This window comes from Acinetobacter sp. CAU_H_S139_7 (genome assembly GCF_058599305.1).
Map to the genome: position 1 here is coordinate 459717 of NZ_CM178651.1, position 23860 is coordinate 483576.

The window sequence follows — 23860 nt, forward strand, 5'->3', positions numbered from 1 at the left end:
CAACTCAAATATACCTGTTAATAACTCATTTGATGAAAGTTAGGCACGAAGAGCACTGCTCTGAGGTTAGACCCAACGAATAGTCATAAACAGTTGTGCTGGCGACAATAGCAAGAGTGAACCACCTGATCCCTTCCCGAACTCAGAAGTGAAACCTCTTAGCGCTGATGGTAGTGTGGAGTTATCCATGTGAGAGTAAGTCATCGCCAGCTCATTAATTCTAAATCCCCCTCCGCTAATCGCTGAGGGGGATTTTTTTATGCAAGGAAGGTTGAATAATGTTAGATAATAAAAAAAGAGATAGAGAACGAGTGAAATAGCTTATCTATAAGGGCATAAATGGTAAAAAGCCAGCATTTTCTGGTTTTTATGTCTTATTTAAAAGAGGTTATAGAGCATCTTTTAAGTTTTCTTGATGTGCTTTAACCTGTTTTGTTGGTATGCTTTCTATAGTGGTAATCTTTATCCCCTAAACAAAAGCAAGAATATGGTGAAATTATTCGCTAATTAAGCAATTATTTGAAGGGAATAGCTATTGCTGAAGCGAAAATGGATCGGGAATTACTGACTTATGTATTACAACACATGGTTTATTACGGGTATTAATATGTTTTAGATTCGTTAAGTTACGCACTAAAATAAGAACTTTACCGAAAATCTATTAAGCGTGTGTCTTGTAATTAAATCAACGTATGCAGCGAATAGTTTATAGCTTGCTACACAGCGTTGATGAAATCGTTTAATTGCACACAGAAAACCTTATTAAAAGAATATGAATCATGAATTTCGCAGCTTAGGTATTAAGCTGCCGGCGTGCATGTTTTAATGCCGTTCTTAAACCTTCTTCAAGGGTCGGGTGATAAAACGGTTTTTCTAAAATTTCATCGACGGTCAGTTGTTCTGCAATCATCCATGCCAGTAAATGGGCCAAATGTTCAGTAGACTCTGTGAGTAATTCAGCACCAATTAGTTTTCGGCTGGTGTTATCCACATAGACCTCAATGGCTCCATGGTTCTTACCCAGAACCAATGCACGTCCTTGTTTAGCATAAGATACTTCGCCGATGACAAAATCGATAGGTGCACTTTGTAGTTGCTTAAAGTTTTGTCCAACCATTGCCATTTCTGGGCTACTAAAAACGATGCCTAAGGGCGTTAGGGTCTTACATGATTCTATAGTGGGAAAGTTCAATGCATTTTTGACTGAGACCTTACCTTCGTGAGCGGCTTCATGTTGTAATGGAGTTTCGGTATGTGCATCGCCAATGATAAAAATCGGATAGTCGGCGAGTTGTTTGGTCTCAGGATCAACAGGTAAATGTTTTAAGTCTGTGAATGAGGTGTCGATATTTTCGAGTTGAAGGGTATTTAAAAGGCTGCTTCGTCCAGTAGCGACCAGTAAATAATCGATGTTAAGTGTTTTAGGCTGACCATTTTCAGTAAAACTAAGTTCGACTTGATCGTTTGTATAATTTACTTCTGTGGGTAAAACCTCAAATTTGATCTCAAGTTCAGCGCTAATTTCTGTTTGTGCCAACTGCTGCAATTTAGGACTGGTCAGAACGCCGACTTTACGACTACGTGCAAAGACTGTGGTATTGACGCCAAGTCGTTGCATGGCTTGCGCAAGTTCAATCGCGATGACGCCGCTCCCAATCACCGCTAAAGATTTGGGTAAAGCATTGAGTTCAAAGATTTGATCGGAGGTGATGAGTCGATCACCAAGTTCATCCTTCCATGCTGGGTCAAAGCTAGGGGTGGAGCCTACAGCTAAAATAAAGCTTTTGGCTTGGTAGTGTTGCCCATTAACTTCGACTGTTTTTGAATCGAGAAAGCGAGCACGGCCCTGAATTTTATGGGACTCAGGCCAGCTCTCTACGGTTTTAAGGGTACTATGAGTAAAGCGATCACGGAGTTTTTGTACGTGTTGCATGACCTGACTGCGGTCTATTTTTGACTCTACTTGCAATCCCACACGATCCGCATGTTGAATATCATGCATGCGATTTGCTGTAGAAATTAGCACTTTTGACGGCATGCAGCCGACACGTGCACAAGTGGTGTCCCATGGCCCATCATTAATGATTAATAGATTTTGTGTGGACTTCACGGCTTGTTGGTAGGCTGCGATACCCGCAGTTCCAGCCCCAATAATAATCAGATCATACATAAGCAAACGTTTATCTAAGCGAGACATACTCTATAGTTAACATATTCAGGGCTGTAGATGATTATATTTTGTAAAAAAAACGGCACTAGATGCCGTATTCACTTTCATTTGACTTATAAGCCAGTGCCAACGCTTACCCCAACGGTAGGACGGACATTCATTGAGCTACATGCTGTCATTAAGGTACAGCAGAGTAAAAGCAGCAACAGTTTATTCATGGAGTAATCCTCGTTGTTTTGCCTGATTGAACAGCAGACTAGAGCGAGCACCACTCTTACAGACCATTAAAATAGGCTTGGGCAATTCATTATAATATTTAGCAAATTCGACCACATCTGTTTCAGAAATTTTACTGCTGGTAACCGGTTGGTAAATTACGCTGACTTTGGACTGTTCCGCAATATTACGCAGTTGATCAACGCGAACGGTATTACCTTGTTCTTGATCTGGTCGATTGACTATGACCGACTTAAAGCCTTGTTTCATCAACTGTTGAAACTTGTCTTGGGTCATTTCCCCTGAAACGCTGAGCTGCGGGCTGAGTGCTTGACTCAGGTTATTCGTTGCCGCGCACAATGCACTGCTCGTTAAAATCAGAGCAGTGCAGATGACACTTTTAAACAACCGTTTAGTCATCTAACAGGTCCATTTGCTTCGCTAGTTGGTATAAGTTGTTTGAGCGATTGCCTGTACGACAGAACATTAAAACAGGTTTTGGTAGCTCATTGAAATGATTGGCAAAAGTGCGTACATCCATTTCTGTGATTTGCCCTGCAACGACAGGTTGATAGACATAATCGAGCCCTGCAACACGTGCTGCTTCTTCAATTTGAGCGCTGGTCGGTTGTTCTGGGCCACCTTCCATATCTGGGCGGTTATTGATCACAGATTTAAACCCTTTTTCAACCACTTGAACCAAATGTTCTGGGCCAATTTGACCTGTAAAGCCTACATTTTCGCTCATGCTGTCACTCCAAAATTAAACTAATCAAGATATGCTTTATGATAGCATTAAGCTGAAAGTTCAGCCTATGCTGTTGAAATATTTATAAGCGATTACAACCATAAAATAACGCAATGGAGCAGGTATGCACGCCTATACCGTTGAACCGCTATATGTCAAAAGTGGCCAAGAGGTCATTGCTGCGGATTTCTATCGTCCGAAAACCGAAGAAAAACCAGCAGTGATTGTGATGGCCCATGGCTTGGCTGGGCTGCGCCAATTCAAACTGATCCAATTTGCGCAGCGTTTTGCACAAGCGGGTTATGCAGTCGTGTTATTTGACTACCGTTATTGGGGCGGGAGTACGGGGCGCCCAAGAGAGCTGGTGTCGATTAAAAAGCAGCTCGAAGACTGGCGCACCATGATTAACCACCTCAAAGAACGTAAGTCGATCGATAGTCGACGGATCGTGCTGTGGGGGACGGCACTCAGTGGTGGATATGTACTCGATATTGCTGCAGAGTTCAAAAATGTTCAGGCGGTGATGGCGCAAGTGCCTTTTGTCGATGGTGCTGAAAGTGCCAAGCTTTACCCGTTACAGCAACTCCCGAAAGCGTTAAAGCTGTCCAGCCAAGATTATATGGGGGGGAAAGTGGGGATGTCCCCGACCACTTTACCTGTGGTTAATCCACGAGAGTTATGTTTTTTACCGACGCAAGATGCGTATTTGGGTTATCGTTCGATTATTAATCCTGATTATTATTGGAGTGGTGAGATACCTGCCCGATTATTTTTTAATTTAATTCGTTATCGTCCGATTCAAAATGTCAGACAAATTAATATTCCTGTACTTTTCATTGCCGCCAAGCATGATAGTTTAATTCCGATTGAATCCAGTCGTGAAGCAGCTACCAATATTGCCCCTTTTGTTCAATATCATGAATGGGAGATGCAGCATTTTGATATTTATCATGCCAGTTGGTTTGAAAAAGCCATTTCGACCCAATTAGAATTCTTACATCAACATATTGGAGTCAACTAAATGATTATCGTCTGTCCGACCTGTATGGCAAAAAATCGTGTCCCTGAAGAGAAGCTGAATGCTAATCCGAGTTGTGGTCAATGCCACGCAGCGCTTTTACCTGCGGCACCGATTGAATTGAATGAGCAGAATTTTAGCCAGTTCATTAGCCATAGCGATTTGCCTGTATTTATTGATTTATGGGCAGAGTGGTGTGGTCCATGTAAAATGATGGCTCCGCACTTTGCTGAAGTGGCGAAACAAAATCCACAAGTGATTTTTGCCAAAATTAATACCGAAGAATCTCCACGATTAAGTAGTGCCTTTAATGTGCGAAGTATTCCAACCTTAGTTTTAATGAATAAAACTACTGAAATTGCTAGAATAAGCGGCGCGCTCCGTGCGCCACAATTGCAACAATGGTTAGATCAACAGTTGCAAGCCCAGTCATAACGAAAATTGGAGTCAACGTGTCAGAGATTCATGTGAAACCAGAAGGGATGCTATCTCTTCAAACGATTGCAATGCCAGCTGATACCAACTGGAGTGGAGATGTGTTTGGTGGTTGGATTGTGTCACAAATGGATTTGGCCGGCGCAATTCACGCAGAACGCTTTAGTAAAGGGCGTTGTGCAACGATTTCAATTAATCAGATGACGTTCTTGGTCCCTGTCAAAGTCGGGGACGTGATTAGTTGTTATACTAAAATTTTAAAAGTAGGCAATACGTCTATTCAGATGGAAATTGAAGTGTGGGATAGCCATGACAGTTCACGTCCACCTGTACGTGTGACTGAAGGTGTATTTACCTTTGTTGCTGTTGATGTCAAAGGCAATAAACGTCAGATTCCAGCGGATGTTAAAGAAAAGTTTCTTGCAAGCCAATCTAACTAAAGCTTGAATTGGTCTGCAAAAAAAAGCCAGTGTAATCACTGGCTTTTTTATTGTTATTCCATACATTCCGATGGATTAAAACATAGTATTGCGGTTGGCGGACTCCGCGGGAATGCTTTGTATCACATCCCAATGTTCTACAATTTTGCCTTGTTCGATGCGGAAAATATAGACAACGGCTTCACCACCATCTTGTGCATTTTGAGTGGAATGTACATGGAACACCACCAAATCACCTTCGGCTACGACATGCTTGATGGTGTTTTTTGCATCTGGATGTTCTTTAAAGTATTGGGTGAAGCAGTTTACAAAAGGTGTTTTGCCGTCTGCAACATAGGGATTATGCTGAATGTATTGTGTATCAATATAGCGGTCAGAATAGGTTTGAACCTGATGCTTGCTAAAAACGCCTTCATAAAAGTCCACTACAATTTTTTTATTTTGTTCAGTCAGGGCAGAGGTAGAATGATGACTCGGCGTTGTTGAAACCGATGAGTTGGCTGGTTGTGCTGTTGGCAGGCCACCAGCCCCAAAGAAAATAAGGCAGTCGCTAAAATTAGTCTTTTTTCATCAGGTCAGCTCAAATATTCATGTTATGTAGCATGATTTTGAGCTGAGTCGAAGCACAGATATAGTAAGTTTTAGTCGTAGCTTTAGCGTATTGTTGTAAATTTTATACTTACCAAACAGTAAGTTATATTTACATTTTTACTTTTTTAATGATGCCTTGTCGAGCCACGCCCATAACATTTCACATTGAACGGGTGCTTCACCAGACTCATCCATCACTGTCACAGAAACTAAAGTTTCACCTTTAGCGGTGGTTTGCATCAACTGTTGCTGTTCTGGTGTTAAGGTGGCTGTCGCTGTCATGGCACCTTTACTTGGACGTTTAAAGTCAACGTGAATGCTTTTAATCAGAACGATGCAATGATCAGGTACATTCATCCCTGTTACAAAACCGGTTGCCGTTTCAGCAATTAAGGCCATAGCACAGGCATGCAGTTGACCAATATGGTTTTGCATGGCACGGTGATTTTCGATTTTGACCACGACTTCGCTGTGACTGACTTGCAAATAACGAATATTGGCACTGCCGACCATGGGAACTATGCGACCAAAAGCTTGACTCCATAATCGCGTACGCAATGCTTTCGGCAAGCGTGACGTGGTTTTTACAAGTTTTGATAAGCGATTGGCCTTTGGCATAGTTACCTCAAATGATCAAACAAGAGTATTAGTCTTTAAAGTTATTGAATTGTAAAGGCAGACCAAATTGTTGTTCTTTTAAAAAGGTCATTACTTGCTGTAATGTATCGCGCTTTTTATCAGTCACACGAATTTTGTCACCTTGAATTGAAGATTGCACTTTAATGCCGCTTTCTTTAATGGCCTTGTTAATTTTTTTTGCGGTATCTGAGTCAAGTCCATCTTTTAATTTCACCACTTGAAGTACATTTTTACCTGAAGCAGTCATTTTTTGTGGATCAAGCGCTTGAATATCGACTTTACGCTTAAAGAAATGGTTCTCTAACATGGTATACACTTGTTCACACTGGAAATCACTTTCAGTTGAGATTTTGATTTCTTTGTTTTTTTCATTGAGTTCAATTGAAACGTCCTGACCACGGAAGTCGAAACGGGTTGCGATTTCCTTTTGGGTGTTCTGAACAGCATGATTTACTTCAAAAATTTCTAATTCTGAAACAATATCAAAAGATGGCATGGATTAAACCTTTACAAATGGAAAGAATATCTGAGATGCTAGGGATGTTTTCTTCATTTGCCAAGTGTTGTTTACATCAAAGGAGTGCGCAATGATCCGTAAACAAGAAATTACAACATTTGAGTTCCCAGAGGATGCGATCATCTGGGATGTACGCGATTCAAGTGCTTATGCTGAAGCACACGTGAAAGGGGCGATTAATCAGCCAATCACAGAACTTTCAGCACAAAGCCTTACTCAAGTGTCGACGGATCAACCGATTTACATTTTATGTGGTGGCGGTAGTAAAGCGCCACGTGCTGCAGAGTTACTCGAAGGTTTTGACAGTGCGCGTGAGTATGTGATTTTAATGGGTGGTACCCGTGCTGCTCGTGCTGCTGGTTTAGCCTTAGAACAAAGTAATTAAGCAGAAGCAAAAAAAGCGCCGTAAGGCGCTTTTTTAATGTCTTGGAAATGTGATTTTTTCTCTATAACGCCATTCGCTGCACTTAAGTCATAAGCAGAACTAAGACTGCGCTTTAAAATAAGGCTTTTTGGCTTTGAGCTTTTTATGGAATCGGGTCGGACTGAGCTTCTGTAACAGTGACTCAGGAACGGGACAGGCCTCTTTCAGTATCTGCGCTGCTAAAATTTCACTACATAAAGGCGCAAACAAAAAGCCTTTAGAGCCCAAGCCCGCAAAGCTATAAATTTCAGTCTGTTCAGACATTTTTCCAAGGACTGGAAAATAGTCCAGACTTTGCGCGCGAACAGATGCACGGCCTTGCCAAGTCGTCACATCAGGAAGCGATTGTGCATAATGTGGAAAGACGCTGTGGATAAGCTCGTAGTTATGCACATGGTCTTCAAGCAAAACATCGCTGTCGTCCCGATTTGGATAGAAGGATGCACCTAAGATGAGCTGTTGAGCATCAAGCTGCATACAATAGCCGCCATAGCTATAAGCTTGATTGAGGGTTAAAGGTTGTGCAGTGTTCCCCACCCAACTGACTTGTCCGCGAATGGGTTTCAGTACAGGATACTGCTCAAAGAAAGCAGCCGTGTGGCGTGCACAACAGACAATCACGTGATCAAACTGACCTAGAGATTGGGCTTGTGCATTAAAAAGTTCATTGTGCTCTGGATGGATTTGAGTAATGTTGGCTTGTACGAACTGAATGAGCGGATGTGCTAAGATTTGATCTTTGAGTTGATGTGGTGAGACAGCGCCGGCTTCAGTTAGATTCAGACTTGGATATTCAGTGATTAACGCAGAATCAGCAGTGGTTTCGGTTGTCAGAAGACCCGCAGGATATTGTTGTTCGAGATCGAGTAAGTCTTCGGCTTTTTTCAGCGCCAGTTGATGTACTTGAATGGGGCGAAAAGCCTGAAACTTGGGATAGTGCTGTAAAGCATGTTGCCAAGCCAAAGTCATTAAATGTTCATGACTTTGTTCAATCGGACAAAGTTTGGGGTTGAGTAAGGCGAGCGGATTGCCTGAACCTCCTGCAAGTGGCTCAGATTGGTCGTAGAGCGTGACTTGGTGTCCGCGCTCAGCAAAGGCCCATGCGCTAGTTAAACCTGCAATCCCTGCGCCAATGATAGCAATTTGGCGTTGCTTAAAAGCGTGTAGTACTTGATCAGGTTGATTTTGATTCAAAATTGATTTGGTATCGACAGCGTTTGATATGTTTTCAGGCTCAGCAGCTAACCAGATGGCTTTGAGCATTTCGCGTTTATGCCTATAGCCGCGCGGACGTGAAATAGAAATACCATGCTGTGTTAAACCACGTTTGAGCACGCCTGCGACACTAAACGAAGAAAATGTCGTTCCAATACCAGATAAGCGAACGATGTGATTCAGCACTTGCTCTTCCCATATGTCTGGGTTACAGGCAGGCGCGAAACCATCGAGGAACCATGCGTTAACGCTACTGGTTTTTGCCATACTGGGGAAAACATCGTGGGCATCGCCTAACCAAAGGTCAAGGCTAAAACGTTCCTCAGGGAAGCTCAGGCGATGACAACCCGCAATTGGGTGCGGGTACTGTGCGATCAGTTGATTGGCGATCGGTTTGAGGTCAGGCCAGACATTGAGTGCACGTATCAGATCCGTTTTAGACAGCGGAAATTTTTCAACTGAAATGGCATGAAGGTGGCTGTGGTTATTTGGGCGAACCTGTTGCCAAAGTTGCCAAAGCGCCAAGATGTTGAGCCCTGTGCCAAAGCCTGTTTCACCAACACTAAAATATTCAAAGGGCTGAAGATTGGACAGACGCTCAGGTAAATCATTGCCATTTAAAAACACATGGCGAGTTTCGAGTAGACCATTGTCTTTGGAAAAATAGACATCGCCAAATTGTTTTGAGACTGGCACATCTATGCCATCAATCTGTTGCCACTCTAAATCGGCAGTTTGAATTGCACGCGACACAACCACAGCACCCTATTGTTTTCAATAGGGCTTAGCTTACCACTGACGACGACGTTTGGTATAAACGTAACTGGCAATTAAGAAACCTAGTAATACACCAACAGCGATGGTCGCTGCGCCGTAGAGGAACATTTGCGCACTGCGTTCGCTTTGTAAGACTTGCACTTGTACACCGAGGCTGTCATTTTTGAGTTGTAGCTCTTGGTTTTGCGCTAAAGCATCAAGATTAGCTTTTTCCAATTGTGCAAGACGTGAAGCTTGGTCTTTGACCAGTGCTTTGACTTTTGCATCTTGCAATGCTTTGTTCTTAGCAAGTTGTTCAGCGGTGAGTGGTTTGGCTTCTTGCGGTTGACCTGTTGGGCTAACTGTGGCCACTGCAGGAATGATTTTCGGTTGAATCGTACTGCCTTGCACCAGAACAGGTGCGGCAGTCGTTGCTGGTACAGCAGAGGCTACACTCGGGACAGGAGCGGTTTCAACGGCCCACGCCATAGAAGAAAGAAGAGATAAGCCCAATAAGCTTGTGACAACAACGCGCATGACCTTATCCTTGAGGGAATGCTTTATTAAATGGTTTAACATCAATCTGACGATAAACCCCTGCTTTTAAGAATGGCTCTTCCTGTAACCAGACATCGAGTGCTTCACGTGAGTCAAAATCAACAATGATCGTACTACCGTAAAAGCCTGCTTGCGGATTACTTGGATCTTTCGGCATCGCTCCTGCAACAATTAAACGACCTTCATCATTGAGCTTTTGTAAACGAGCAAGATGTTCTGGACGTGTAGCAAGACGTTTTTCGACTGTACCTTCTTGATCGGTACATGTGACGACGAATAGCGGCATATGAGTTCTCGATGTATATTCTGGCTAAATTACTCTTCAGAAGATTTAAAGTATTTACGCAATACAATAAACTGAATAATGATAAAGGAAAACATCACGATCATGTCACCAAAAGCCGTGAATTCTCCCCAATATTTTCCGTCCATAAATAAAAATGCGAAAAATACGTGTAAAAAAGACATTAGGGCAAACATAGCAGCCCATGCAAAGTTTAAATTTTTCCAACCTGCGTCGGTTAAATTGAAGATTGGGCCGAATAAGCGTTTGATCAGCGGTTTGCGTTCTTTGCCAAAATAAGGAGAAAGTAAGAAAGCGCCTGAGAAAATAATATTCAGTAAGGCCGCTTTGAGTTTGATGTAAAAATCATCCGACAGCATTAAGGTGACACCGCCGAAAATAACCGTCATAAACAATACAATCCACTGTTGTTTGTCTAAACGGAACTTTTGCATGAAGAACAGTGCGCCGTAAACTACTAGCATCGAAATAATCAAACCTGTGGTCGCTACAAGAATATTATTATTATCGACACCCCCAGCAGAACCAATCAATTGGAGCAATGGGTGATCAGTATTTTTAGGGTCTACAGTTTTATATAAATAAAAGAAAATTATCAGCGGCACAAAGTCTAAAAGTGCTTTCATGTTAGAGTATCTAAATCTGTTCAAATAAATAGCTAGTATAAGTGATGGAAGGCGTAGATTTACATACTCACAGCAATATTTCTGATGGTACTTTCACACCGAAGCAATTGGTTGATGCTGCCGCGGAAAAAGGCATCCACACCTTGGCTTTGACAGACCATGACACCATGGATGGTCTTGCGTTGGCAGAGTCGGCTGCAAAGTCGCATGCGATGCGTATTATTTCGGGGGTAGAAATTTCGAGTCAGTGGTCGAGACCCTCAACCCAGAAAAACTATGGTGTGCATGTGGTTGCATTGAATATGCAAGACTTAGAACCACTGCAAAAATGCCTTGAACAGCAAAAACAAATCCGTGCGCGACGTGCTAAGCAAATCTGTGATTTGTTGATTCCATTGATTGGTGAAGATATTTATCTCGATGTTTTAGCGAAAGTTGAACAGATGCCTGACCGTGTGACTCGAACGCATATTGCCAAGACCTTGGTTGAAAAAAAGTATGTGAGTCGTGCGCAACAAGCATTTGATAAATATATTAAGGAAGGTAAGAAAGCCTACGTGAAATTTGATGGGCTGGGTTTAGAAGAAACCATTCAAGTGATTCATGCCAGTGGTGGTTTTGCCGTATTGGCGCATCCGACACGGTATGACTTATCTGCTACGAACATTCGTTATCTGATTGAAATATTTGCGCAGTTTGGTGGAGATGCAGTTGAATTGCCGCCCAATGTCGAACCGACATCTACCCGTCAAATGGTGGACCGAATGATTGCCGAGCATGGTTTAAAAGTATCGGTCGGGAGTGACTTTCATGGTGACAATATGCCGTGGATTAAGTTGGGCAATATTCCCAGAGTTAAAGACGGGCAAGTGGGGATTTGGGAAAGTTTTGTCTAAAGATTTTTGACCATTCCTACCTTCTCCAAGAGCTATATAGTCTAAGAGAAGGTCAGCGTGAGTTCAATTAGAGTAAGTTATTGTCTTGTGCTTGAATGGGTGGAGGGGTCGGTTTACCTAAAGTCCCAAGCAGTTCAATTTCGATGGTACGCACCATCGAGTCCAGCGGCAAGTCATTACTTTGCGTTCCGAAAGGCTCTTCAATTTCCGAACTTAACGCATCGAGTCCTAAGAAAGTATAGGCCAATACACCAACCAATAGTGGGGTGAAAATACCCAAAGTTGAGCCTAAGCTAAACGGTAAAATGAGACAGAAAAAATACACCGTACGATTGAGTAATACCGAGTAGGCAAAAGGTAGCGGCGTTGTCGCAATACGGTCACAACCAGTTTGCACCACACTCAAGTCAGCAACATGCTGATTCAGCTGTGCATACACAATGTCACTAATTTCACCTTCTTTTAATGCCTGCATTAATTCCCACTGAATCAAACTGAGCGTGTACTGCGGGGCATTGGCTTGTTGATATAGCTGAGTCAGTGCGTTTTGACTTAGGCCACTAGTTTCTACCAGTTCTGTTGGATTGGCTGTTTGATGGCGTAAACGGTCACGTAAGACATTGGCAAAGACAATCACATGTTGAATTACACGTTCACGACGACCTTGGGTCAAGATACGACAGTCACGGTCAAAGTGACGCGAGTTAGCAATTAAAATGCCCCATAACTTTCGCGCTTCCCACCAACGGTCATAGCAGGCACTATTTTTAAAGCCGAGGAAAATAGAAAGTACCACCCCAATGAGGGTGAAGCCGACCAAGGGCAGTTCAGGGAAGTGGAAATAGCCGACATAGGACAAAATGCCAATAATGGCAGAGACCAACATGACCACACCCAAAGGGGGTAAAACTTTGGGAAGAATGGTGCCACGCCATGAAAAAAGCACCTTAAAAATACTTGGCTGATCACGCACAATCATGTGATTAGAATTCTTTTAAAATTTTGCTTGATCTTCATATTTGTCGCGGTATTTGTCAATCATTTGTCTGCATATTTAACGGATTGGATCAGGCCGTGTTCAGCAAAAGAAAAAGCACCTTCGGGTGATAAAATGAAATGATCAATCAGTTGAATATCCACGAGCTGACTGGCTTGAAGAATGCGCTCGGTCAGTTCGATGTCCGCTGTGGAGGGCTGAGCTTTCCCAAGTGGATGATTATGGGCAATCACCATGAAAGTGGCGTGTTGAGCAATACAGTAACGGAGCAACTGATTGATCGATATTTCACAAGAATTCACTGCTCCAAAGAACAATTTTTTAAAGTTTATTTTTCTTAAATGTGCATCCAAGCAGAGCACCGCAAAGACTTCTTGGTTTTCGCCTGAAAACTCATACTGTAAAAATTTGAGCAGTTGAGCTGAATGATTGAGTTCCAACTTGTGTTGCTTGAGCTGCTGGCTACTGTAGCGTCGCCCCAATTCTTTGACGGCCATTAATTGTGAATACTTGGTCGGGCCAATGCCGTGAAATTGGCTGAGCTCGGGCAGTTCAGCATCAAAAACCGCATTCAGACTACCAAAATGTTGCAACAAAAGACGTGCCAATTCGACTGCAGAATGTTGTGTTGAACCCGAGCGGATGAAAATAGCCAGCAGTTCTGCATCGGAGAGGCTGGCTGGTCCTTGTTGTAATAAGCGTTCACGTGGCCGCTCTTGTTCGGGCCATTTTTTTATGGATAAGTGCATTATTTAATACTTTTTTATTCTTAATCTGAGAAACAGGGCCCAATCGATGATTGGGTACGAGACTATTTAATGCTATTGTGAGCGCCACTGCAACAGAAAGGTAGCCTGTTCGTGAGCTTTGATCTCAGTGTAATTCCAAATAAAAATATCCTTTTAGCTGTTACGGGCGGTATTGCTGCCTATAAAAGTGCCATTTTGGTCCGCCGTTTAAAAGATGCGGGTTTTCAAGTCCGTGTGGTGATGACCGAAGGTGCACAGGCTTTTATTACGCCGCTAACTTTTCAAGCTTTGTCGGGCAACCCCGTCCATACAGAACTTCTCAACCCTGAAGTCGAAGCGGGCATGGGCCACATTGAGCTGGCACGTTGGGCAGACTTACTCTTGGTTGCGCCTGCCAGTTGCAACACCATTGCAAAGTTTGCTGCGGGTTTAGCCGATGACCTGCTTTCTACTTTATATTTAGCCACCAAAGCCCCTGTATGGGTCGCACCAGCCATGAACCAACAAATGTGGGCAGCAAAAGCGACGCAGCGTAATTTAGCGACTTTGGTGGAAGATGGCGTGCATGTAATCATGCCAGATGCGGGTGCGCAAGCTTGTGGTGATGTCGGGTTAGGCCGTATGCCTGAGCCTGAGGATTTGGCACATCAAGTGACAGAATACTTCCATAAAGCGCAGCGTGCCATGGCTGAAAAATTTGGGATGTTGGCGGGTAAAAAAGTAACCATTACTGCCGGGCCAACGCGTGAAGCGATTGATCCTGTGCGTTATATTTCCAACCACAGTACTGGGAAAATGGGCTTTGCCATTGCTGCTGCATGTTATGCGGCAGGAGCCAAAGTGACTTTAATTGCAGGTCCTGTCAGCTTAGACACACCGAACGGTGTACGCCGAATCAATGTTTCATCTGCCATGAAAATGCTGGATACCAGCATGCAAATGTTAGATGAAGGCTGTGATGTGTTTATCGCGACAGCCGCTGTTGCTGATTATCGTGTCGCAGAAGTTGCAGAGCATAAGATTAAGAAAGCAGGGGACGAGCTCAATGTTTCTTTAATCAAAAACCCTGATATTGTGGCGACCATTGCACAGCAAGATAAACGCCCATTCATGGTGGGTTTTGCAGCAGAAACACGCAATGTCGAGGAATATGCCGCAGGTAAATTGGTGGCGAAAAAGCTCGATATGATTGCCTGTAATGATGTGTCACGTCCTGATATTGGTTTTGCTTCTGATGAAAATGCGATGACGGTCTTTTTTGCAGAAAGCTATAAAATGGAAAAGCGCGATTTGGAAAAAGCGTCGAAACAAGAAATTGCTTTGCAGTTGGTTGAAGCGATTCATGATGCTTTACATCGAGACCCTGAAAGTGATGATGATTTTTAATTTACATCGGTCTTCATTTTTGCGATATTCAATGCAGCCTTAGGCTGCATTTTTTTGCAAACTCATAGGAATAAGAATGAAAACATTATTAAAGGTTGTGCTGTTGAGCAGTGGTTTATGTTTGGCAGGACTTGCACAAGCGTCGGAAGTGCTAGAAGGTGCGATGAAATCTTTGGCGAAGAATTCAAAAGCTTTTGCTCAAGCCAAGACTGCCACAGAGGCGAATACCGCATTAACTGAAATGCAAAAAGCTGCGGCAACTGCCAAGCAAAACAAACCTGACAGTTTGGTGAAACAACCAAAAGACAGTGTTAAAGTGAAACAATATGAACAAAAGTTTGATGCATTAACCCAAGAAATTGAACATGCTCAACATTTGGTACATGCTGGGAAACTTGCGGAAGCCAAACAAAGTTCAACCAAGTTTGAGGCTATTAAGCAGCAAGGCCATAAAGCATTTAAATAATTCAGTACAATAAAAAAGACCGCAAAAGCGGTCTTTTTTATGTTTGAAGGGCTTAAAGTTTTAAGCTTGACCTTCAACAGCAGCTGCTTGAGCACGCTGCATATTTGCTTCGAACTCAGCATCAAAGTTAATTGGTGTGAGTAACAATTGTGGGAAACTGCCTTTAGTAACCATATCATTCACCGCTTCACGAAGGAACGGGAACAAGATGTTCGGGCAATATGCACCTAAGATGTAAGGAAGACGTTCTTCTTCAACACCATCTACAAGGAAAATACCCGCTTGAGTAACATCGACAATAAATGCCGTGTCGCCTGCATTGTTTGCTTGTACAACCACTTTAAGTGAAACTTCGTAGTGAGTTGGATCAACTTTTTCAGCAGAAGATGACAAGTTGATGTTCAACTCTGGTTGCCACTCTTTGGTAAAAACTTGCGCCCCAGGGACTTCAAAAGAAATATCTTTTGTGTAAATACGTTCTAAAGCAAGTTGTGGTTGAGCTTCACTCATTTTCTAATCCTTAATATGCTGAGCTAATTATGCCAATAGTTGGTCGAGTTTGCCTTCACGCTCTAAAGCATAAAGTTGATCAAAGCCACCAATAAATTGGTCATCAATAAAAATTTGTGGAACCGTACGGTGATTGGTGCGTTGCATCAATTCAATGCGGACTTCTGGCGCTTCTTTAGATAAATTAATTTCTTTATATTCAACGCCTTTACGCTCAAGGAGCTGCTTTGCGCGAACGCAATATGGACATACAGTCGTTGAGTAAATAGTGACTTGAGCCATGAGTTTCTCCTTGTGCAAATTATTTAGCTTTAACCAGTGGTAAGCCTTGAGCCTTCCAGTTGCTAATCCCGCCATCTAAACGATAGCTGTCAGTATGTGCAACTTGTTGTAAAGCAGTACCTGCCACTTGGCCTAAATTACAGATGAAGACGAGTGGACGATCTGCAGCTTTTAACTCTTCAGCATGTTTTGTAATTTGGCTGTAGGGAATGTTGCGACTTCCACTGATATGACCTTCACGGAAATCTTTGGCATCACGTAAGTCAATCAACATGGCATTTTTAGCTTTCACTAAAATGCCTAAAGATTGTGGTGAAATTTTGCGACCATTGCGTTGTCCTTCAAGTACGAAAAACAAAACAACCAATACCGCAAGTGTTCCAAATAAGAAGGGGTGATTCCCCATAAACTCGAACCAACGTTCCACAAGTCACCTAAATTACAATTCAAAAATTGCTAGAGAGTATAGCTCATAAAATATGGTGATCAAAATCACCGCTTCAAGGGCTAAGGTTGAATAAAAATTAATTTTTTTGCTGAGCTTCAGCAATTTCATCAATTAGACGTAAATAGCTGTCTAAACGGCGCGTTAAAATTTCACCATTTGCCGCAGCTAAGCGTAAAGCGCATTGTTTTTCATGTTTATGGGTGCAGTTACGGAACTGACAGTAGCCCAACAAGTTTTCAATTTCAGGAAAGCCACGTTGTACTTTGTCCGCATCTAAGTGCCATAAACCAAACTCACGAATTCCTGGTGAGTCAATCAGCGAAGCGCCTTCGCCAAAACCAATCAAACGGGTAGAGGTCGTGGTGTGCTGCCCTAGGGCTGAGTTTTCAGAAATCACATTGGTTTTCTGTGCAGCGTCTGGCACGATGGCATTAATCAGCGTGCTTTTACCAACGCCAGATTGGCCAACAAAAGCCACAGTTTCATTTTTTAAACGCTGAGTCAGTGCTGTTAAATCACCATCGGCTTGTGTTTGCATCACTTCATAGCCTAAGGCTTGATATTCCGCAATCAACGCTAAAATCGGGTCATTGTCTTTGAGCAAATCGGTTTTGTTCAGCACTAAAAGTGCTGGAATGTTGGCATCGGCACAGGCCACCAAATAACGGTCAATTAGACCTGGTGCAGGCTCAGGCAGTGGCGCAAACACAATCACAATCAGGCTGATATTGGCCGCGACAGGCTTCACTTTGTGATAACGGTCTGGACGAGTCAGTAGTGACTGACGTGGCTGTATGGCATTGATGATACCCAGCCCCGTATTTGGGTCGGCTTGCCATTTGACACGATCACCTGTGACCAGTAGTTCGAGGTTGGTACGTGTGTGACAGCGCCAAATGCTGCCCAGTTCAATCGGTTTCCAAAACGGTTCAGGCTCACCTGCTTGTACTGTCGGTTTGATGGGATGTGGATCTGGAGTCGTAAGGGCTTGCACTTCAAGCTGACGGCCGTAGTGTTGTACCACCAAGCCTTCTAAATCATTTGAAGTGTCGATATCTTCTTGACGTGTTTGCTGTTGTTTCTGAATGCGACGTTGTTGCTGTTCAGTTAAACGACGTTTACGAATTAAAGCCATTCATATCCTAAAAAACCATGAATTCAAGATGGCAAAAATAGCACGAAGCAGGGTATCAGTTACAGCATCGAAGCAATTAATTTGCTACTATCATCGTTTTTAAGCCGAATAAGATTGCACATTTATGAGCAGCACCGCTGATACGCGTTTGATTTGGATTGACCTTGAAATGACAGGTCTCGATACTGATAATGACCAAATTATTGAAGTTGCTACAATTGTGACGGATGATAACTTAAATATTTTAGCTGAAGGGCCTGTGCTTGCTGTACATCAGCCAGACCGTGTGCTGAATGCAATGGATGAGTGGAACACTCGCCAACATGGTCAATCCGGCTTAATTGAACGTGTACGTCGCAGTAAATTGACTGCGCAAGATGCTGAGCAGCAAACTTTAGAATTTCTAAAGAAATGGGTCAATCCAAAAAGCTCACCAATGTGTGGCAATTCAATCTGCCAAGACCGCCGTTTTTTACACCGTTTAATGCCTGAAATGGAACAATATTTCCATTATCGTAATTTAGATGTGTCTTCGGTAAAAGAGTTGGCTAAACGCTGGCGTCCAGAAATTATGAGTGGCTTGAAAAAGAATGCTTCACACTTAGCGATGGATGACATTCGTGATTCGATTGCGGAACTGAAGTATTATCGTGAATACTTTTTTATTATGAATAAATAAGTGGTAAAGAAAGAGGCGTTAGCCTCTTTTTTATTGAAATCGAATAAAATAGAGCTGAGGGTGTTTGTGTAGAAAAAAGAAACACTTTTTTGCTATACAAGTTTAAAACAAGCTTTATGATAAAGTAAATTAATTAAATTATAACAAAGAGTTGAGTTATGCAAAGTAATAACCCTATTTTGAACCGCGTGGAAACACATGCTGACTATAGTCAACCGATGACTGTTCAAGGTGCTATTCAGAAGTCTGTATTACTTACAGTCATTGCGGCTGTGGTCGGTATGGCACTGTTTTTATACTGTTTCATGACCTTAAATATTTCGCTAGCCTATGCTGCAACCTTAGTCGGTGCGATTGGTGGTCTAATTTTAGGCCTAATTGCAACTTTTAAACCAAATACCGCACGTACCCTTGCCATTCCATATGCCTTGTTTGAAGGTGCTTTTTTAGGTGGGGTGTCGGTTATTTTCCAATTGAAATATCCGGGTGTACCTTTACAAGCATTGTTGGCAACTTTTGTCACCACTTTAGTAATGTTTGGTTTGTATCGTTTTCAAATTATTCGTGCCACTGAAAAATTCAAATCGGTAGTGATGTCAGCATCGATTGCCATCGCGATTGTGTTTGTGGTGCAGATGGTTATGCGTTTGGCTTTTGGTTCAAGCATTCCATTTTTATTTGAAAATAACTTATTAGGTCTAGGTTTTGCCGCTTTTATTGCAGTGATTGCATCACTGAATTTAATTCTAGATTTTGATTTGATTGAAAGTGCTGCGGCACAACACGCTCCTAAAGCGATGGAGTGGCTGTGTGGTATTGCACTACTAGCGACTCTGGTGTGGATGTACTATTCATTCCTGCGTCTACTCAGCATGCTGCGTGGTGACGACTAAGTTCCACGGTTTTAACAAATACGCCCCTTCATCGGGGCGTATTTGTTATTGAATGTTGATGAATTGAAAAAAGGCGCATTATGCAATTTCGGTTTCAACTTAAACTTGGCATTATGCAGATAAATTATTTTGAGTGAGAGTCACATGGCACAAGGACTATTGGCTGGAAAGCGTTTTTTAGTAGCAGGTATTGCAAGTAAATTATCAATCGCATTTGGTATTGCTCAAGCACTTCACCGTGAAGGCGCGGAACTTGCGTTTACCTATCCAAATGAAAAACTGAAAAAACGTGTAGATGAATTTGCAGCACAATTTGGCTCAACGATTGTTCTACCATGTGATGTGGCTGTCGATGCTGAAATTGAACAAACTTTTGTTGAATTGGCAAAACATTGGGATGGTTTAGACGGTGTGGTGCATTCGATTGGTTTTGCGCCTGCGCATACATTGGATGGTGACTTTACCGATGTAACTGATCGTGATGGTTTTAAAGTGGCACATGACATCAGTGCATATAGCTTTATTGCTATGGCGCGTGCTGCGAAGCCATTACTTTTAGTTCGTCAAGGTTGCTTGTTGACCTTGACTTACCAAGGTTCTGAGCGTGTGATGCCAAACTACAACGTGATGGGTATGGCGAAGGCGTCGCTAGAAGCGGGCGTACGTTACTTGGCTTCTAGCTTGGGTGCAGAAGGGATTCGTGTGAATGCGATTTCAGCAGGCCCAATCCGTACTTTGGCGGCATCAGGTATTAAATCGTTCCGCAAAATGTTAGACGTAAACGAAAAAATTTCACCACTTAAACGTAATGTGACCATTGAAGATGTGGGTAATGCTGCATTATTCCTTTGCTCACCTTGGGCAAATGGTATTACGGGTGAAATCATGTATGTCGATGCAGGTTTCAATACTGTAGGAATGAGTCCAGACTTGATGCTCGATGAGTAATTAGACTGATTCATGTTATATGATAAAGCCGTTGTTATAGCGGCTTTGTTTTTGAGATTTTGAGATTTTGAAATATAACGTTCATATTTGCTGCTGTTTTGGAGCGTAGCTTAAAATTAGCCTGACGGCACGCGTTTACTACTATGCATTGCTTGAGCTAATTATTTTAAAGAATTCTGCTGTTACCTGACTATCAGATAGTTCTTTACGGCAATTTTCTTTAATTCTTCTTCCATTTTTTTTATATTCAATAATCCACCCATTCCTTTTGGGTTGTTTTTTAAGCTCATAGCTCTCACTATTGAGCCCAGTACCTACCCATGAGTCATCATCAATTGGCCGCCAATCAATAGGAATTACAATCTTTTCTATCGCTTGCCTGAATTCGCTTGCACTTTGAAACCGTTTGTAAGGATCATTGTTAATTGCTTTATTTATAACTGTCTTTATTTTTCTAGGGATATGTGGCTTATAGCACCTTTCTGGATACTTATTGGCTTTTACCGCTGCACGCCACTCGTCGACTTTTGAAAAGTCGAATTCAATCTCAGAAATGTTGTTGATTAGGCGAAATAGAGTAATACCCATAGCATATATATCGCTCAGTTTATCCATGGGATTACCTTCTATGACTTCTAGTGGCTGGTGAGGTCGATAGCCCATCGTGTCTGAAGGATCAACATGATAGTCGAGCGCCAATCCAAAGTCTGATAATTTCGCCTCTCCATTATCTCCAAATAAAATATTTCCAGGTTTAATATCTCTATGAAGCACATTGCTATTGTGGGCATGCTCTAACCCCAAAAGAGCTTCAGATACAATTTTCAGCGAATATTGGATAGAAATAAATCTATTCTCTAAATGTTTTTGAATCGAACCTTGCGCCAAGTACTCCATAGCTATGTAAACACACGGAGTTCCTTCATAAGTGAAGACATCAACTTCTTTCACATCAACGAGGCTTTGTTGCACAAAGATTTGAAATACAAAGCGCCCCTAATTGAGCCAAATTTAAGGCGTAACTTGGGTAAGTGGTCGACCTAATTCCGTAAATCTGTTAAGGACTGCTACACGTGCATGGATCTCATTCACTTGGCTATCAAAACTCCTTGCACTGAGTTTATCTCCTAATAATTTGATGCAATGCATCTTAGTTTCAACCAAACTTCGCCGATGATAGCCTGACCATTTTTTCCATAGTGTCCTGCCTAAACGTTTAATTGTTCGAAGTAATTCATTTCGCTCTAGCGAGCTACTCTTTGTATCTTTCCATGGTTTCGCATTTTTTCTAGGTGGAATCACCGCATGCGCTTGCCGATCTGCAATGACCTGACGGCATTGCTTGGTGTCATAAGCTCCATCGGTATAAACAGAGTCAATCCGCTCATCTTGTGGAATCTGATTAAGTAAATCACCAAGCACCTGTGAATCACTGACATTATTGGTTGTAAGCTGAACTGCTCGTATTTGCAGGGTTTTAGCATCTATACCAATATGAAGTTTACGCCATTGGCGACGATATTCAGGTCCATGTTTCTTGCGTTTCCATTCGCCCTCACCTAGAAACTTCATGCCTGTAGAGTCCATGAGTAGATGCAGCCCATCGCTACTTTTTTGGTAGCTGATTACAATATCAATATGCTTTTGTCTTCTACAAAGCGTGGTGTAATCTGGAGCTATCCAATTTAATCCGCAAAGTTTAATCAGACTTTGCACAAAGCCAGTGACCATACGTAAAGACAGACGGAATAAGGATTTAATCATTAAGCAGCATTGGATGGCTGCGTCGGAGTAGGTTTGATTTCGCCCTTGTTTGCCTTTTGATGGCGCATACCATTGCGTAGCAGGATCAAACCAAATGGCAATATTTCCGCGACTCATGAGTGCTCGGTTATATGCGGGCCAATTGGTTGTGCGGTAGATTTTGTGTGTAGGCTTCTTCATTTGAAAATTATATCGCTGAAAAACCCTTTACAGATAGGTTTGTGCAACAAAGCCACTTCAAGGTTGTGCCGCAGTGATGGCGAGTAACCAGCCGCATAAAAAGAATTTGACGGTTTTAGAGGTTGGAAAACATCGTAATTATGTGATTTCTGAATTGGGTGCACCAGTCACCTCAGAAAACATCAATGGAGAACGTAAAGAGATTTATACTTTCCAACAAGGCTACTCAAAAGCAGCCAGAATCAGTCGTACGTTATGGCACACGACTGCGGATATTGCCTCGATTGGTCTATGGGAAGTGATTGGCTCTCCAGCCGAGATGTATTTCGATGGTCAGCAACTTTCGTATGAAGTTGTTTTTGATGATCAAGACAATATTAAACGTATTCACCAGATCCAGAATAATCCAGATCTAGTGAAAGAATAAGAGAACAAAACAATAGTGCTCGGACTATTGTTTTGCTAGTTCTTTTACAGGACTTCCGCCCAAAGCTTGCATCAGCGTGACATAAGCGTTGTATTGGCTTTGTTTGGTATTGACCAATGTTAAGCGTGCAGTACGCGTGGTTTCTTGTTGATCCAATAAGGTTTTTAAAGCTACGGCACCATAGCGATAACGCACTTTAGTTAGGCGTTCTACCTTTTCAGCAAGCTCCAAATTGCGCTGTTGCAATTGCACTTGTTGACTCAACTCAGTTCGCGCAGACAGGGCATTTTCCACATCGGCAAAGGCTTGGTACAAGGTTTGACGATATTGCACGATAGCTTTTTCATAGTCCAATTGACTAATCGCAAGGTCGCGTTTCATGTCGTTATATTGCAAGAACGGCAGACTTAAATTTGCGCCTAAGGTTAACGCTGGGTTCTTGAGCAGTTGGGTGAGTGAGGTACTGCTTGAACCAAGATTCCCAGTCAAACTGATCGAAGGATAATAGCTTGCCGTGGTGGCATCTTTGGTCGCTAAACTCTCACGTAAACGTAGCTCAGCCGCTTTTAAGTCTGGACGGCGCGACAAAATGTCGGCCGGTAAGCCCGCTGCGATACTTGGCAAAGCTAATCGTGGTAAACGCTGAGGTTCATCAATACTCAACTGCTGTACAGGCATATGCAGTAACACGGCAATTGAGGTACGGGTCTCGACCAAACTTTGCTGAATTTGACTCAGACTAGCTTTTTGACTTTGTACTGACTGTTCAGCTTGGGTTAAGTCCAGTCCTGATACAGCACCAGCTTGATACTGAACTTTAACCAAGTCATACAGTTTTTGTGAGGTGGCAAGGCTTTGCTCGGCAGTTGTACGGCTTTCATTATAATAGGCCAATTGCCAATATAGCTTCGCTGTGGTGCCAATTAAGCTTTGAGCAGTGGCTTGCAAATCTTGCTCAGTCGCCAGTGCTTCCCATCTCTTTGCTTCCGTTTGACGAGCCAATTTACCAAATAAATCGACTTCATAACTGAGCCCAGCTTTGGCAGATAGCCCGCTTGATGTATCACTTCCATCATTAAGATCAAAAACATGACTTGTAGATACTGTAGAACTCACCCGCGGCTTTTGTTGATTCTCGGCCAGTTCTGCTTGTAAGCGCGCTTGCTTTAAGGTCATCCCTGCAACGGCCAAATCGGCATTTTTGGTTAGCACGGCATCGACCAGTTGATTGAGCTGTGCATCACCAAATAACGTCCACCATTGATCGGCATACAGGGCTTGTTGGCGTTGTTGTGATGTTACTTTGTCGTACTGAAACTGGGTCGGCGTCTGTACCGCTGGTGCTTGATAAGGTGTTTTAACCACAGCTGCACAGCCAACCAAGGTGCTGCCAAGCAGCATCGCGGTACAAAGGCGCGTTAATAAAAAAGGCATATTGTTTCC

General features: G+C 42.6%; 29 protein-coding genes, 1 rRNA gene and 1 pseudogene. 12 read left to right on the forward strand and 19 right to left on the reverse strand.

Annotated features, from left to right (window positions below; translation table 11 throughout):
• Positions 1–97: 97 nt before the first annotated feature.
• Positions 98–212: ribosomal RNA gene (rrf, locus tag AC4MC0_RS02255) — 5S ribosomal RNA — on the forward strand.
• Positions 213–793: 581 nt separating this feature from the next.
• Here rrf and AC4MC0_RS02260 read toward each other — a convergent pair.
• From AC4MC0_RS02260 to AC4MC0_RS02270, 3 genes are all read right to left on the reverse strand, one after another.
• The gene (locus AC4MC0_RS02260) at positions 794–2170 is read right to left on the reverse strand and encodes a dihydrolipoyl dehydrogenase (protein WP_125274946.1); all 1377 of its coding nucleotides are present in this window, start codon (positions 2168–2170) and stop codon (positions 794–796) included.
• Between the two features lie 210 nt (positions 2171–2380).
• On the reverse strand, positions 2381–2806 hold the full coding sequence (locus AC4MC0_RS02265) for a protein tyrosine phosphatase family protein (protein WP_262469764.1): 426 nt from the start codon (positions 2804–2806) through the stop codon (positions 2381–2383).
• Positions 2799–3134, reverse strand: a complete 336-nt coding sequence (locus AC4MC0_RS02270) for a protein tyrosine phosphatase family protein (protein ID WP_131230625.1) — start codon at positions 3132–3134, stop codon at positions 2799–2801. Before AC4MC0_RS02270 ends, AC4MC0_RS02265 begins: the two co-directional genes overlap by 8 nt.
• A 124-nt stretch (positions 3135–3258) precedes the next feature.
• Here AC4MC0_RS02270 and AC4MC0_RS02275 point away from each other — a divergent pair, with 124 nt between their 5' ends.
• The 3 genes from AC4MC0_RS02275 to AC4MC0_RS02285 are packed head-to-tail and all read left to right on the forward strand — an operon-like array spanning position 3259 to position 5027.
• A complete protein-coding gene (locus tag AC4MC0_RS02275; RefSeq protein WP_010327559.1) occupies positions 3259–4155 on the forward strand; it encodes an alpha/beta hydrolase in 897 nt (298 codons plus the stop codon).
• Positions 4156–4587, forward strand: a complete 432-nt coding sequence (gene trxC / locus AC4MC0_RS02280; protein ID WP_201952554.1) for a thioredoxin TrxC — start codon at positions 4156–4158, stop codon at positions 4585–4587. It abuts the gene before it with no gap.
• A 17-nt stretch (positions 4588–4604) separates the two neighbouring features.
• Positions 4605–5027, forward strand: a complete 423-nt coding sequence (locus AC4MC0_RS02285; RefSeq protein ID WP_010327557.1) for an acyl-CoA thioesterase — start codon at positions 4605–4607, stop codon at positions 5025–5027.
• A 75-nt stretch (positions 5028–5102) separates the two neighbouring features.
• On the opposite strand, the gene AC4MC0_RS02290 is transcribed toward AC4MC0_RS02285, so the two are convergent.
• The 3 genes from AC4MC0_RS02290 to AC4MC0_RS02300 all read right to left on the reverse strand — a co-directional run bounded on the left by AC4MC0_RS02290 (position 5103) and on the right by AC4MC0_RS02300 (position 6753).
• Complete coding sequence (locus AC4MC0_RS02290) at positions 5103–5546, reverse strand: nuclear transport factor 2 family protein (RefSeq protein WP_418655277.1); 444 nt, start codon at positions 5544–5546, stop codon at positions 5103–5105.
• A 189-nt stretch (positions 5547–5735) separates the two neighbouring features.
• Positions 5736–6236, reverse strand: coding sequence for a DUF4442 domain-containing protein (locus AC4MC0_RS02295; RefSeq protein WP_262469765.1), 501 nt, complete (start codon positions 6234–6236; stop codon positions 5736–5738).
• Between the two features lie 28 nt (positions 6237–6264).
• Entirely contained in the window at positions 6265–6753 is a 489-nt protein-coding gene (locus AC4MC0_RS02300; protein WP_004697619.1) for a YajQ family cyclic di-GMP-binding protein, read from the reverse strand.
• Positions 6754–6844: 91 nt separating this feature from the next.
• Here AC4MC0_RS02300 and AC4MC0_RS02305 point away from each other — a divergent pair, with 91 nt between their 5' ends.
• A complete protein-coding gene (locus AC4MC0_RS02305; protein WP_262469766.1) occupies positions 6845–7159 on the forward strand; it encodes a rhodanese-like domain-containing protein in 315 nt (104 codons plus the stop codon).
• Between the two features lie 99 nt (positions 7160–7258).
• On the opposite strand, the gene mnmC is transcribed toward AC4MC0_RS02305, so the two are convergent.
• From mnmC to AC4MC0_RS02325, 4 genes are read right to left on the reverse strand one after another with little or no spacing between them, the layout of a single operon-like run.
• Positions 7259–9172: a bifunctional tRNA (5-methylaminomethyl-2-thiouridine)(34)-methyltransferase MnmC2/FAD-dependent 5-carboxymethylaminomethyl-2-thiouridine(34) oxidoreductase MnmC1 gene (gene mnmC, locus AC4MC0_RS02310; protein WP_418655276.1), complete on the reverse strand. Its 1914-nt coding sequence runs from the start codon at positions 9170–9172 to the stop codon at positions 7259–7261.
• A 30-nt stretch (positions 9173–9202) separates the two neighbouring features.
• Positions 9203–9706 carry an SH3 domain-containing protein gene (locus AC4MC0_RS02315; RefSeq protein ID WP_336000420.1) on the reverse strand — a complete coding sequence of 168 codons (504 nt, stop codon included), beginning with the start codon at positions 9704–9706 and terminating at the stop codon, positions 9203–9205.
• A 4-nt stretch (positions 9707–9710) separates the two neighbouring features.
• Positions 9711–10013 carry a YciI family protein gene (locus AC4MC0_RS02320; RefSeq protein WP_004697623.1) on the reverse strand — a complete coding sequence of 101 codons (303 nt, stop codon included), beginning with the start codon at positions 10011–10013 and terminating at the stop codon, positions 9711–9713.
• Positions 10014–10042: 29 nt separating this feature from the next.
• Positions 10043–10657: an inner membrane-spanning protein YciB gene (locus tag AC4MC0_RS02325; protein WP_004983445.1), complete on the reverse strand. Its 615-nt coding sequence runs from the start codon at positions 10655–10657 to the stop codon at positions 10043–10045.
• 44 nt (positions 10658–10701) lie between these two features.
• Here AC4MC0_RS02325 and AC4MC0_RS02330 point away from each other — a divergent pair, with 44 nt between their 5' ends.
• Positions 10702–11553, forward strand: coding sequence for a PHP domain-containing protein (locus AC4MC0_RS02330; RefSeq protein ID WP_336000417.1), 852 nt, complete (start codon positions 10702–10704; stop codon positions 11551–11553).
• Between the two features lie 67 nt (positions 11554–11620).
• On the opposite strand, the gene AC4MC0_RS02335 is transcribed toward AC4MC0_RS02330, so the two are convergent.
• The gene (locus tag AC4MC0_RS02335) at positions 11621–12532 is read right to left on the reverse strand and encodes a bestrophin family protein (protein WP_004983451.1); all 912 of its coding nucleotides are present in this window, start codon (positions 12530–12532) and stop codon (positions 11621–11623) included.
• A 59-nt stretch (positions 12533–12591) separates the two neighbouring features.
• On the reverse strand, positions 12592–13299 hold the full coding sequence (gene radC, locus AC4MC0_RS02340; protein ID WP_336000414.1) for a RadC family protein: 708 nt from the start codon (positions 13297–13299) through the stop codon (positions 12592–12594).
• A 111-nt stretch (positions 13300–13410) separates the two neighbouring features.
• Between radC and coaBC the strand changes: the two genes are divergently transcribed.
• Both coaBC and AC4MC0_RS02350 read left to right on the forward strand, forming a co-directional pair.
• Positions 13411–14685 carry a bifunctional phosphopantothenoylcysteine decarboxylase/phosphopantothenate--cysteine ligase CoaBC gene (gene coaBC / locus AC4MC0_RS02345; protein WP_336000412.1) on the forward strand — a complete coding sequence of 425 codons (1275 nt, stop codon included), beginning with the start codon at positions 13411–13413 and terminating at the stop codon, positions 14683–14685.
• 76 nt (positions 14686–14761) lie between these two features.
• Positions 14762–15151: a cytochrome b562 gene (locus AC4MC0_RS02350; protein ID WP_114837573.1), complete on the forward strand. Its 390-nt coding sequence runs from the start codon at positions 14762–14764 to the stop codon at positions 15149–15151.
• A 60-nt stretch (positions 15152–15211) separates the two neighbouring features.
• On the opposite strand, the gene secB is transcribed toward AC4MC0_RS02350, so the two are convergent.
• The 4 genes from secB to rsgA all read right to left on the reverse strand — a co-directional run bounded on the left by secB (position 15212) and on the right by rsgA (position 17526).
• Complete coding sequence (gene secB, locus AC4MC0_RS02355; protein WP_004697631.1) at positions 15212–15661, reverse strand: protein-export chaperone SecB; 450 nt, start codon at positions 15659–15661, stop codon at positions 15212–15214.
• A gap of 27 nt (positions 15662–15688) precedes the next feature.
• Positions 15689–15943: a glutaredoxin 3 gene (gene grxC, locus AC4MC0_RS02360; RefSeq protein ID WP_004697632.1), complete on the reverse strand. Its 255-nt coding sequence runs from the start codon at positions 15941–15943 to the stop codon at positions 15689–15691.
• Positions 15944–15962: 19 nt separating this feature from the next.
• Positions 15963–16370 (reverse strand): rhodanese-like domain-containing protein, encoded by a 408-nt coding sequence (locus AC4MC0_RS02365; RefSeq protein ID WP_004697633.1) that lies wholly within the window; start codon positions 16368–16370, stop codon positions 15963–15965.
• Positions 16371–16467: 97 nt separating this feature from the next.
• Positions 16468–17526: a ribosome small subunit-dependent GTPase A gene (rsgA, locus tag AC4MC0_RS02370; RefSeq protein WP_004983468.1), complete on the reverse strand. Its 1059-nt coding sequence runs from the start codon at positions 17524–17526 to the stop codon at positions 16468–16470.
• A gap of 124 nt (positions 17527–17650) precedes the next feature.
• Here rsgA and orn point away from each other — a divergent pair, with 124 nt between their 5' ends.
• The 3 genes from orn to AC4MC0_RS02385 all read left to right on the forward strand — a co-directional run bounded on the left by orn (position 17651) and on the right by AC4MC0_RS02385 (position 20046).
• The gene (orn, locus tag AC4MC0_RS02375; RefSeq protein WP_004697635.1) at positions 17651–18205 is read left to right on the forward strand and encodes an oligoribonuclease; all 555 of its coding nucleotides are present in this window, start codon (positions 17651–17653) and stop codon (positions 18203–18205) included.
• Between the two features lie 158 nt (positions 18206–18363).
• On the forward strand, positions 18364–19098 hold the full coding sequence (locus AC4MC0_RS02380) for a Bax inhibitor-1/YccA family protein (RefSeq protein WP_078390219.1): 735 nt from the start codon (positions 18364–18366) through the stop codon (positions 19096–19098).
• A gap of 144 nt (positions 19099–19242) precedes the next feature.
• The gene (locus AC4MC0_RS02385; RefSeq protein WP_004983469.1) at positions 19243–20046 is read left to right on the forward strand and encodes an enoyl-ACP reductase FabI; all 804 of its coding nucleotides are present in this window, start codon (positions 19243–19245) and stop codon (positions 20044–20046) included.
• A gap of 141 nt (positions 20047–20187) precedes the next feature.
• On the opposite strand, the gene AC4MC0_RS02390 is transcribed toward AC4MC0_RS02385, so the two are convergent.
• Entirely contained in the window at positions 20188–21018 is an 831-nt protein-coding gene (locus AC4MC0_RS02390; protein WP_491887262.1) for a serine/threonine-protein kinase, read from the reverse strand.
• A 39-nt stretch (positions 21019–21057) separates the two neighbouring features.
• Positions 21058–21990, reverse strand: coding sequence for an IS5-like element ISAba12 family transposase (locus AC4MC0_RS02395; RefSeq protein ID WP_053579251.1), 933 nt, complete (start codon positions 21988–21990; stop codon positions 21058–21060).
• 55 nt (positions 21991–22045) lie between these two features.
• Between AC4MC0_RS02395 and AC4MC0_RS02400 the strand changes: the two are divergent.
• Positions 22046–22417: pseudogene (locus tag AC4MC0_RS02400) on the forward strand (hypothetical protein); the annotation flags it as partial.
• Between the two features lie 24 nt (positions 22418–22441).
• Here AC4MC0_RS02400 and AC4MC0_RS02405 read toward each other — a convergent pair.
• On the reverse strand, positions 22442–23851 hold the full coding sequence (locus tag AC4MC0_RS02405) for an efflux transporter outer membrane subunit (protein ID WP_005401718.1): 1410 nt from the start codon (positions 23849–23851) through the stop codon (positions 22442–22444).
• Between the last annotated feature and the right edge of the window lie 9 nt (positions 23852–23860).

Excerpts from the sequence above, each read along its gene's own strand:
- AC4MC0_RS02335 (WP_004983451.1), bottom strand. The coding sequence starts at position 12,532 with ATGATTGTGCGTGATCAGCCAAGTATTTTTAAGGTGCTTTTTTCATGG.
- AC4MC0_RS02395 (WP_053579251.1), bottom strand. The coding sequence starts at position 21,990 with ATGAAGAAGCCTACACACAAAATCTACCGCACAACCAATTGGCCCGCA.
- AC4MC0_RS02270 (WP_131230625.1), bottom strand. The coding sequence starts at position 3,134 with ATGAGCGAAAATGTAGGCTTTACAGGTCAAATTGGCCCAGAACATTTG.
- orn (WP_004697635.1), top strand. The coding sequence starts at position 17,651 with ATGAGCAGCACCGCTGATACGCGTTTGATTTGGATTGACCTTGAAATG.
- AC4MC0_RS02265 (WP_262469764.1), bottom strand. The coding sequence starts at position 2,806 with ATGACTAAACGGTTGTTTAAAAGTGTCATCTGCACTGCTCTGATTTTA.
- radC (WP_336000414.1), bottom strand. The coding sequence starts at position 13,299 with ATGCACTTATCCATAAAAAAATGGCCCGAACAAGAGCGGCCACGTGAA.
- AC4MC0_RS02315 (WP_336000420.1), bottom strand. The coding sequence starts at position 9,706 with ATGCGCGTTGTTGTCACAAGCTTATTGGGCTTATCTCTTCTTTCTTCT.
- AC4MC0_RS02330 (WP_336000417.1), top strand. The coding sequence starts at position 10,702 with ATGGAAGGCGTAGATTTACATACTCACAGCAATATTTCTGATGGTACT.
- rsgA (WP_004983468.1), bottom strand. The coding sequence starts at position 17,526 with ATGGCTTTAATTCGTAAACGTCGTTTAACTGAACAGCAACAACGTCGC.
- grxC (WP_004697632.1), bottom strand. The coding sequence starts at position 15,943 with ATGGCTCAAGTCACTATTTACTCAACGACTGTATGTCCATATTGCGTT.
- AC4MC0_RS02325 (WP_004983445.1), bottom strand. The coding sequence starts at position 10,657 with ATGAAAGCACTTTTAGACTTTGTGCCGCTGATAATTTTCTTTTATTTA.
- trxC (WP_201952554.1), top strand. The coding sequence starts at position 4,156 with ATGATTATCGTCTGTCCGACCTGTATGGCAAAAAATCGTGTCCCTGAA.
- AC4MC0_RS02305 (WP_262469766.1), top strand. The coding sequence starts at position 6,845 with ATGATCCGTAAACAAGAAATTACAACATTTGAGTTCCCAGAGGATGCG.
- secB (WP_004697631.1), bottom strand. The coding sequence starts at position 15,661 with ATGAGTGAAGCTCAACCACAACTTGCTTTAGAACGTATTTACACAAAA.
- AC4MC0_RS02380 (WP_078390219.1), top strand. The coding sequence starts at position 18,364 with ATGCAAAGTAATAACCCTATTTTGAACCGCGTGGAAACACATGCTGAC.
- AC4MC0_RS02275 (WP_010327559.1), top strand. The coding sequence starts at position 3,259 with ATGCACGCCTATACCGTTGAACCGCTATATGTCAAAAGTGGCCAAGAG.
- AC4MC0_RS02300 (WP_004697619.1), bottom strand. The coding sequence starts at position 6,753 with ATGCCATCTTTTGATATTGTTTCAGAATTAGAAATTTTTGAAGTAAAT.
- AC4MC0_RS02350 (WP_114837573.1), top strand. The coding sequence starts at position 14,762 with ATGAAAACATTATTAAAGGTTGTGCTGTTGAGCAGTGGTTTATGTTTG.
- AC4MC0_RS02295 (WP_262469765.1), bottom strand. The coding sequence starts at position 6,236 with ATGCCAAAGGCCAATCGCTTATCAAAACTTGTAAAAACCACGTCACGC.
- AC4MC0_RS02320 (WP_004697623.1), bottom strand. The coding sequence starts at position 10,013 with ATGCCGCTATTCGTCGTCACATGTACCGATCAAGAAGGTACAGTCGAA.
- AC4MC0_RS02260 (WP_125274946.1), bottom strand. The coding sequence starts at position 2,170 with ATGTATGATCTGATTATTATTGGGGCTGGAACTGCGGGTATCGCAGCC.
- AC4MC0_RS02405 (WP_005401718.1), bottom strand. The coding sequence starts at position 23,851 with ATGCCTTTTTTATTAACGCGCCTTTGTACCGCGATGCTGCTTGGCAGC.
- AC4MC0_RS02385 (WP_004983469.1), top strand. The coding sequence starts at position 19,243 with ATGGCACAAGGACTATTGGCTGGAAAGCGTTTTTTAGTAGCAGGTATT.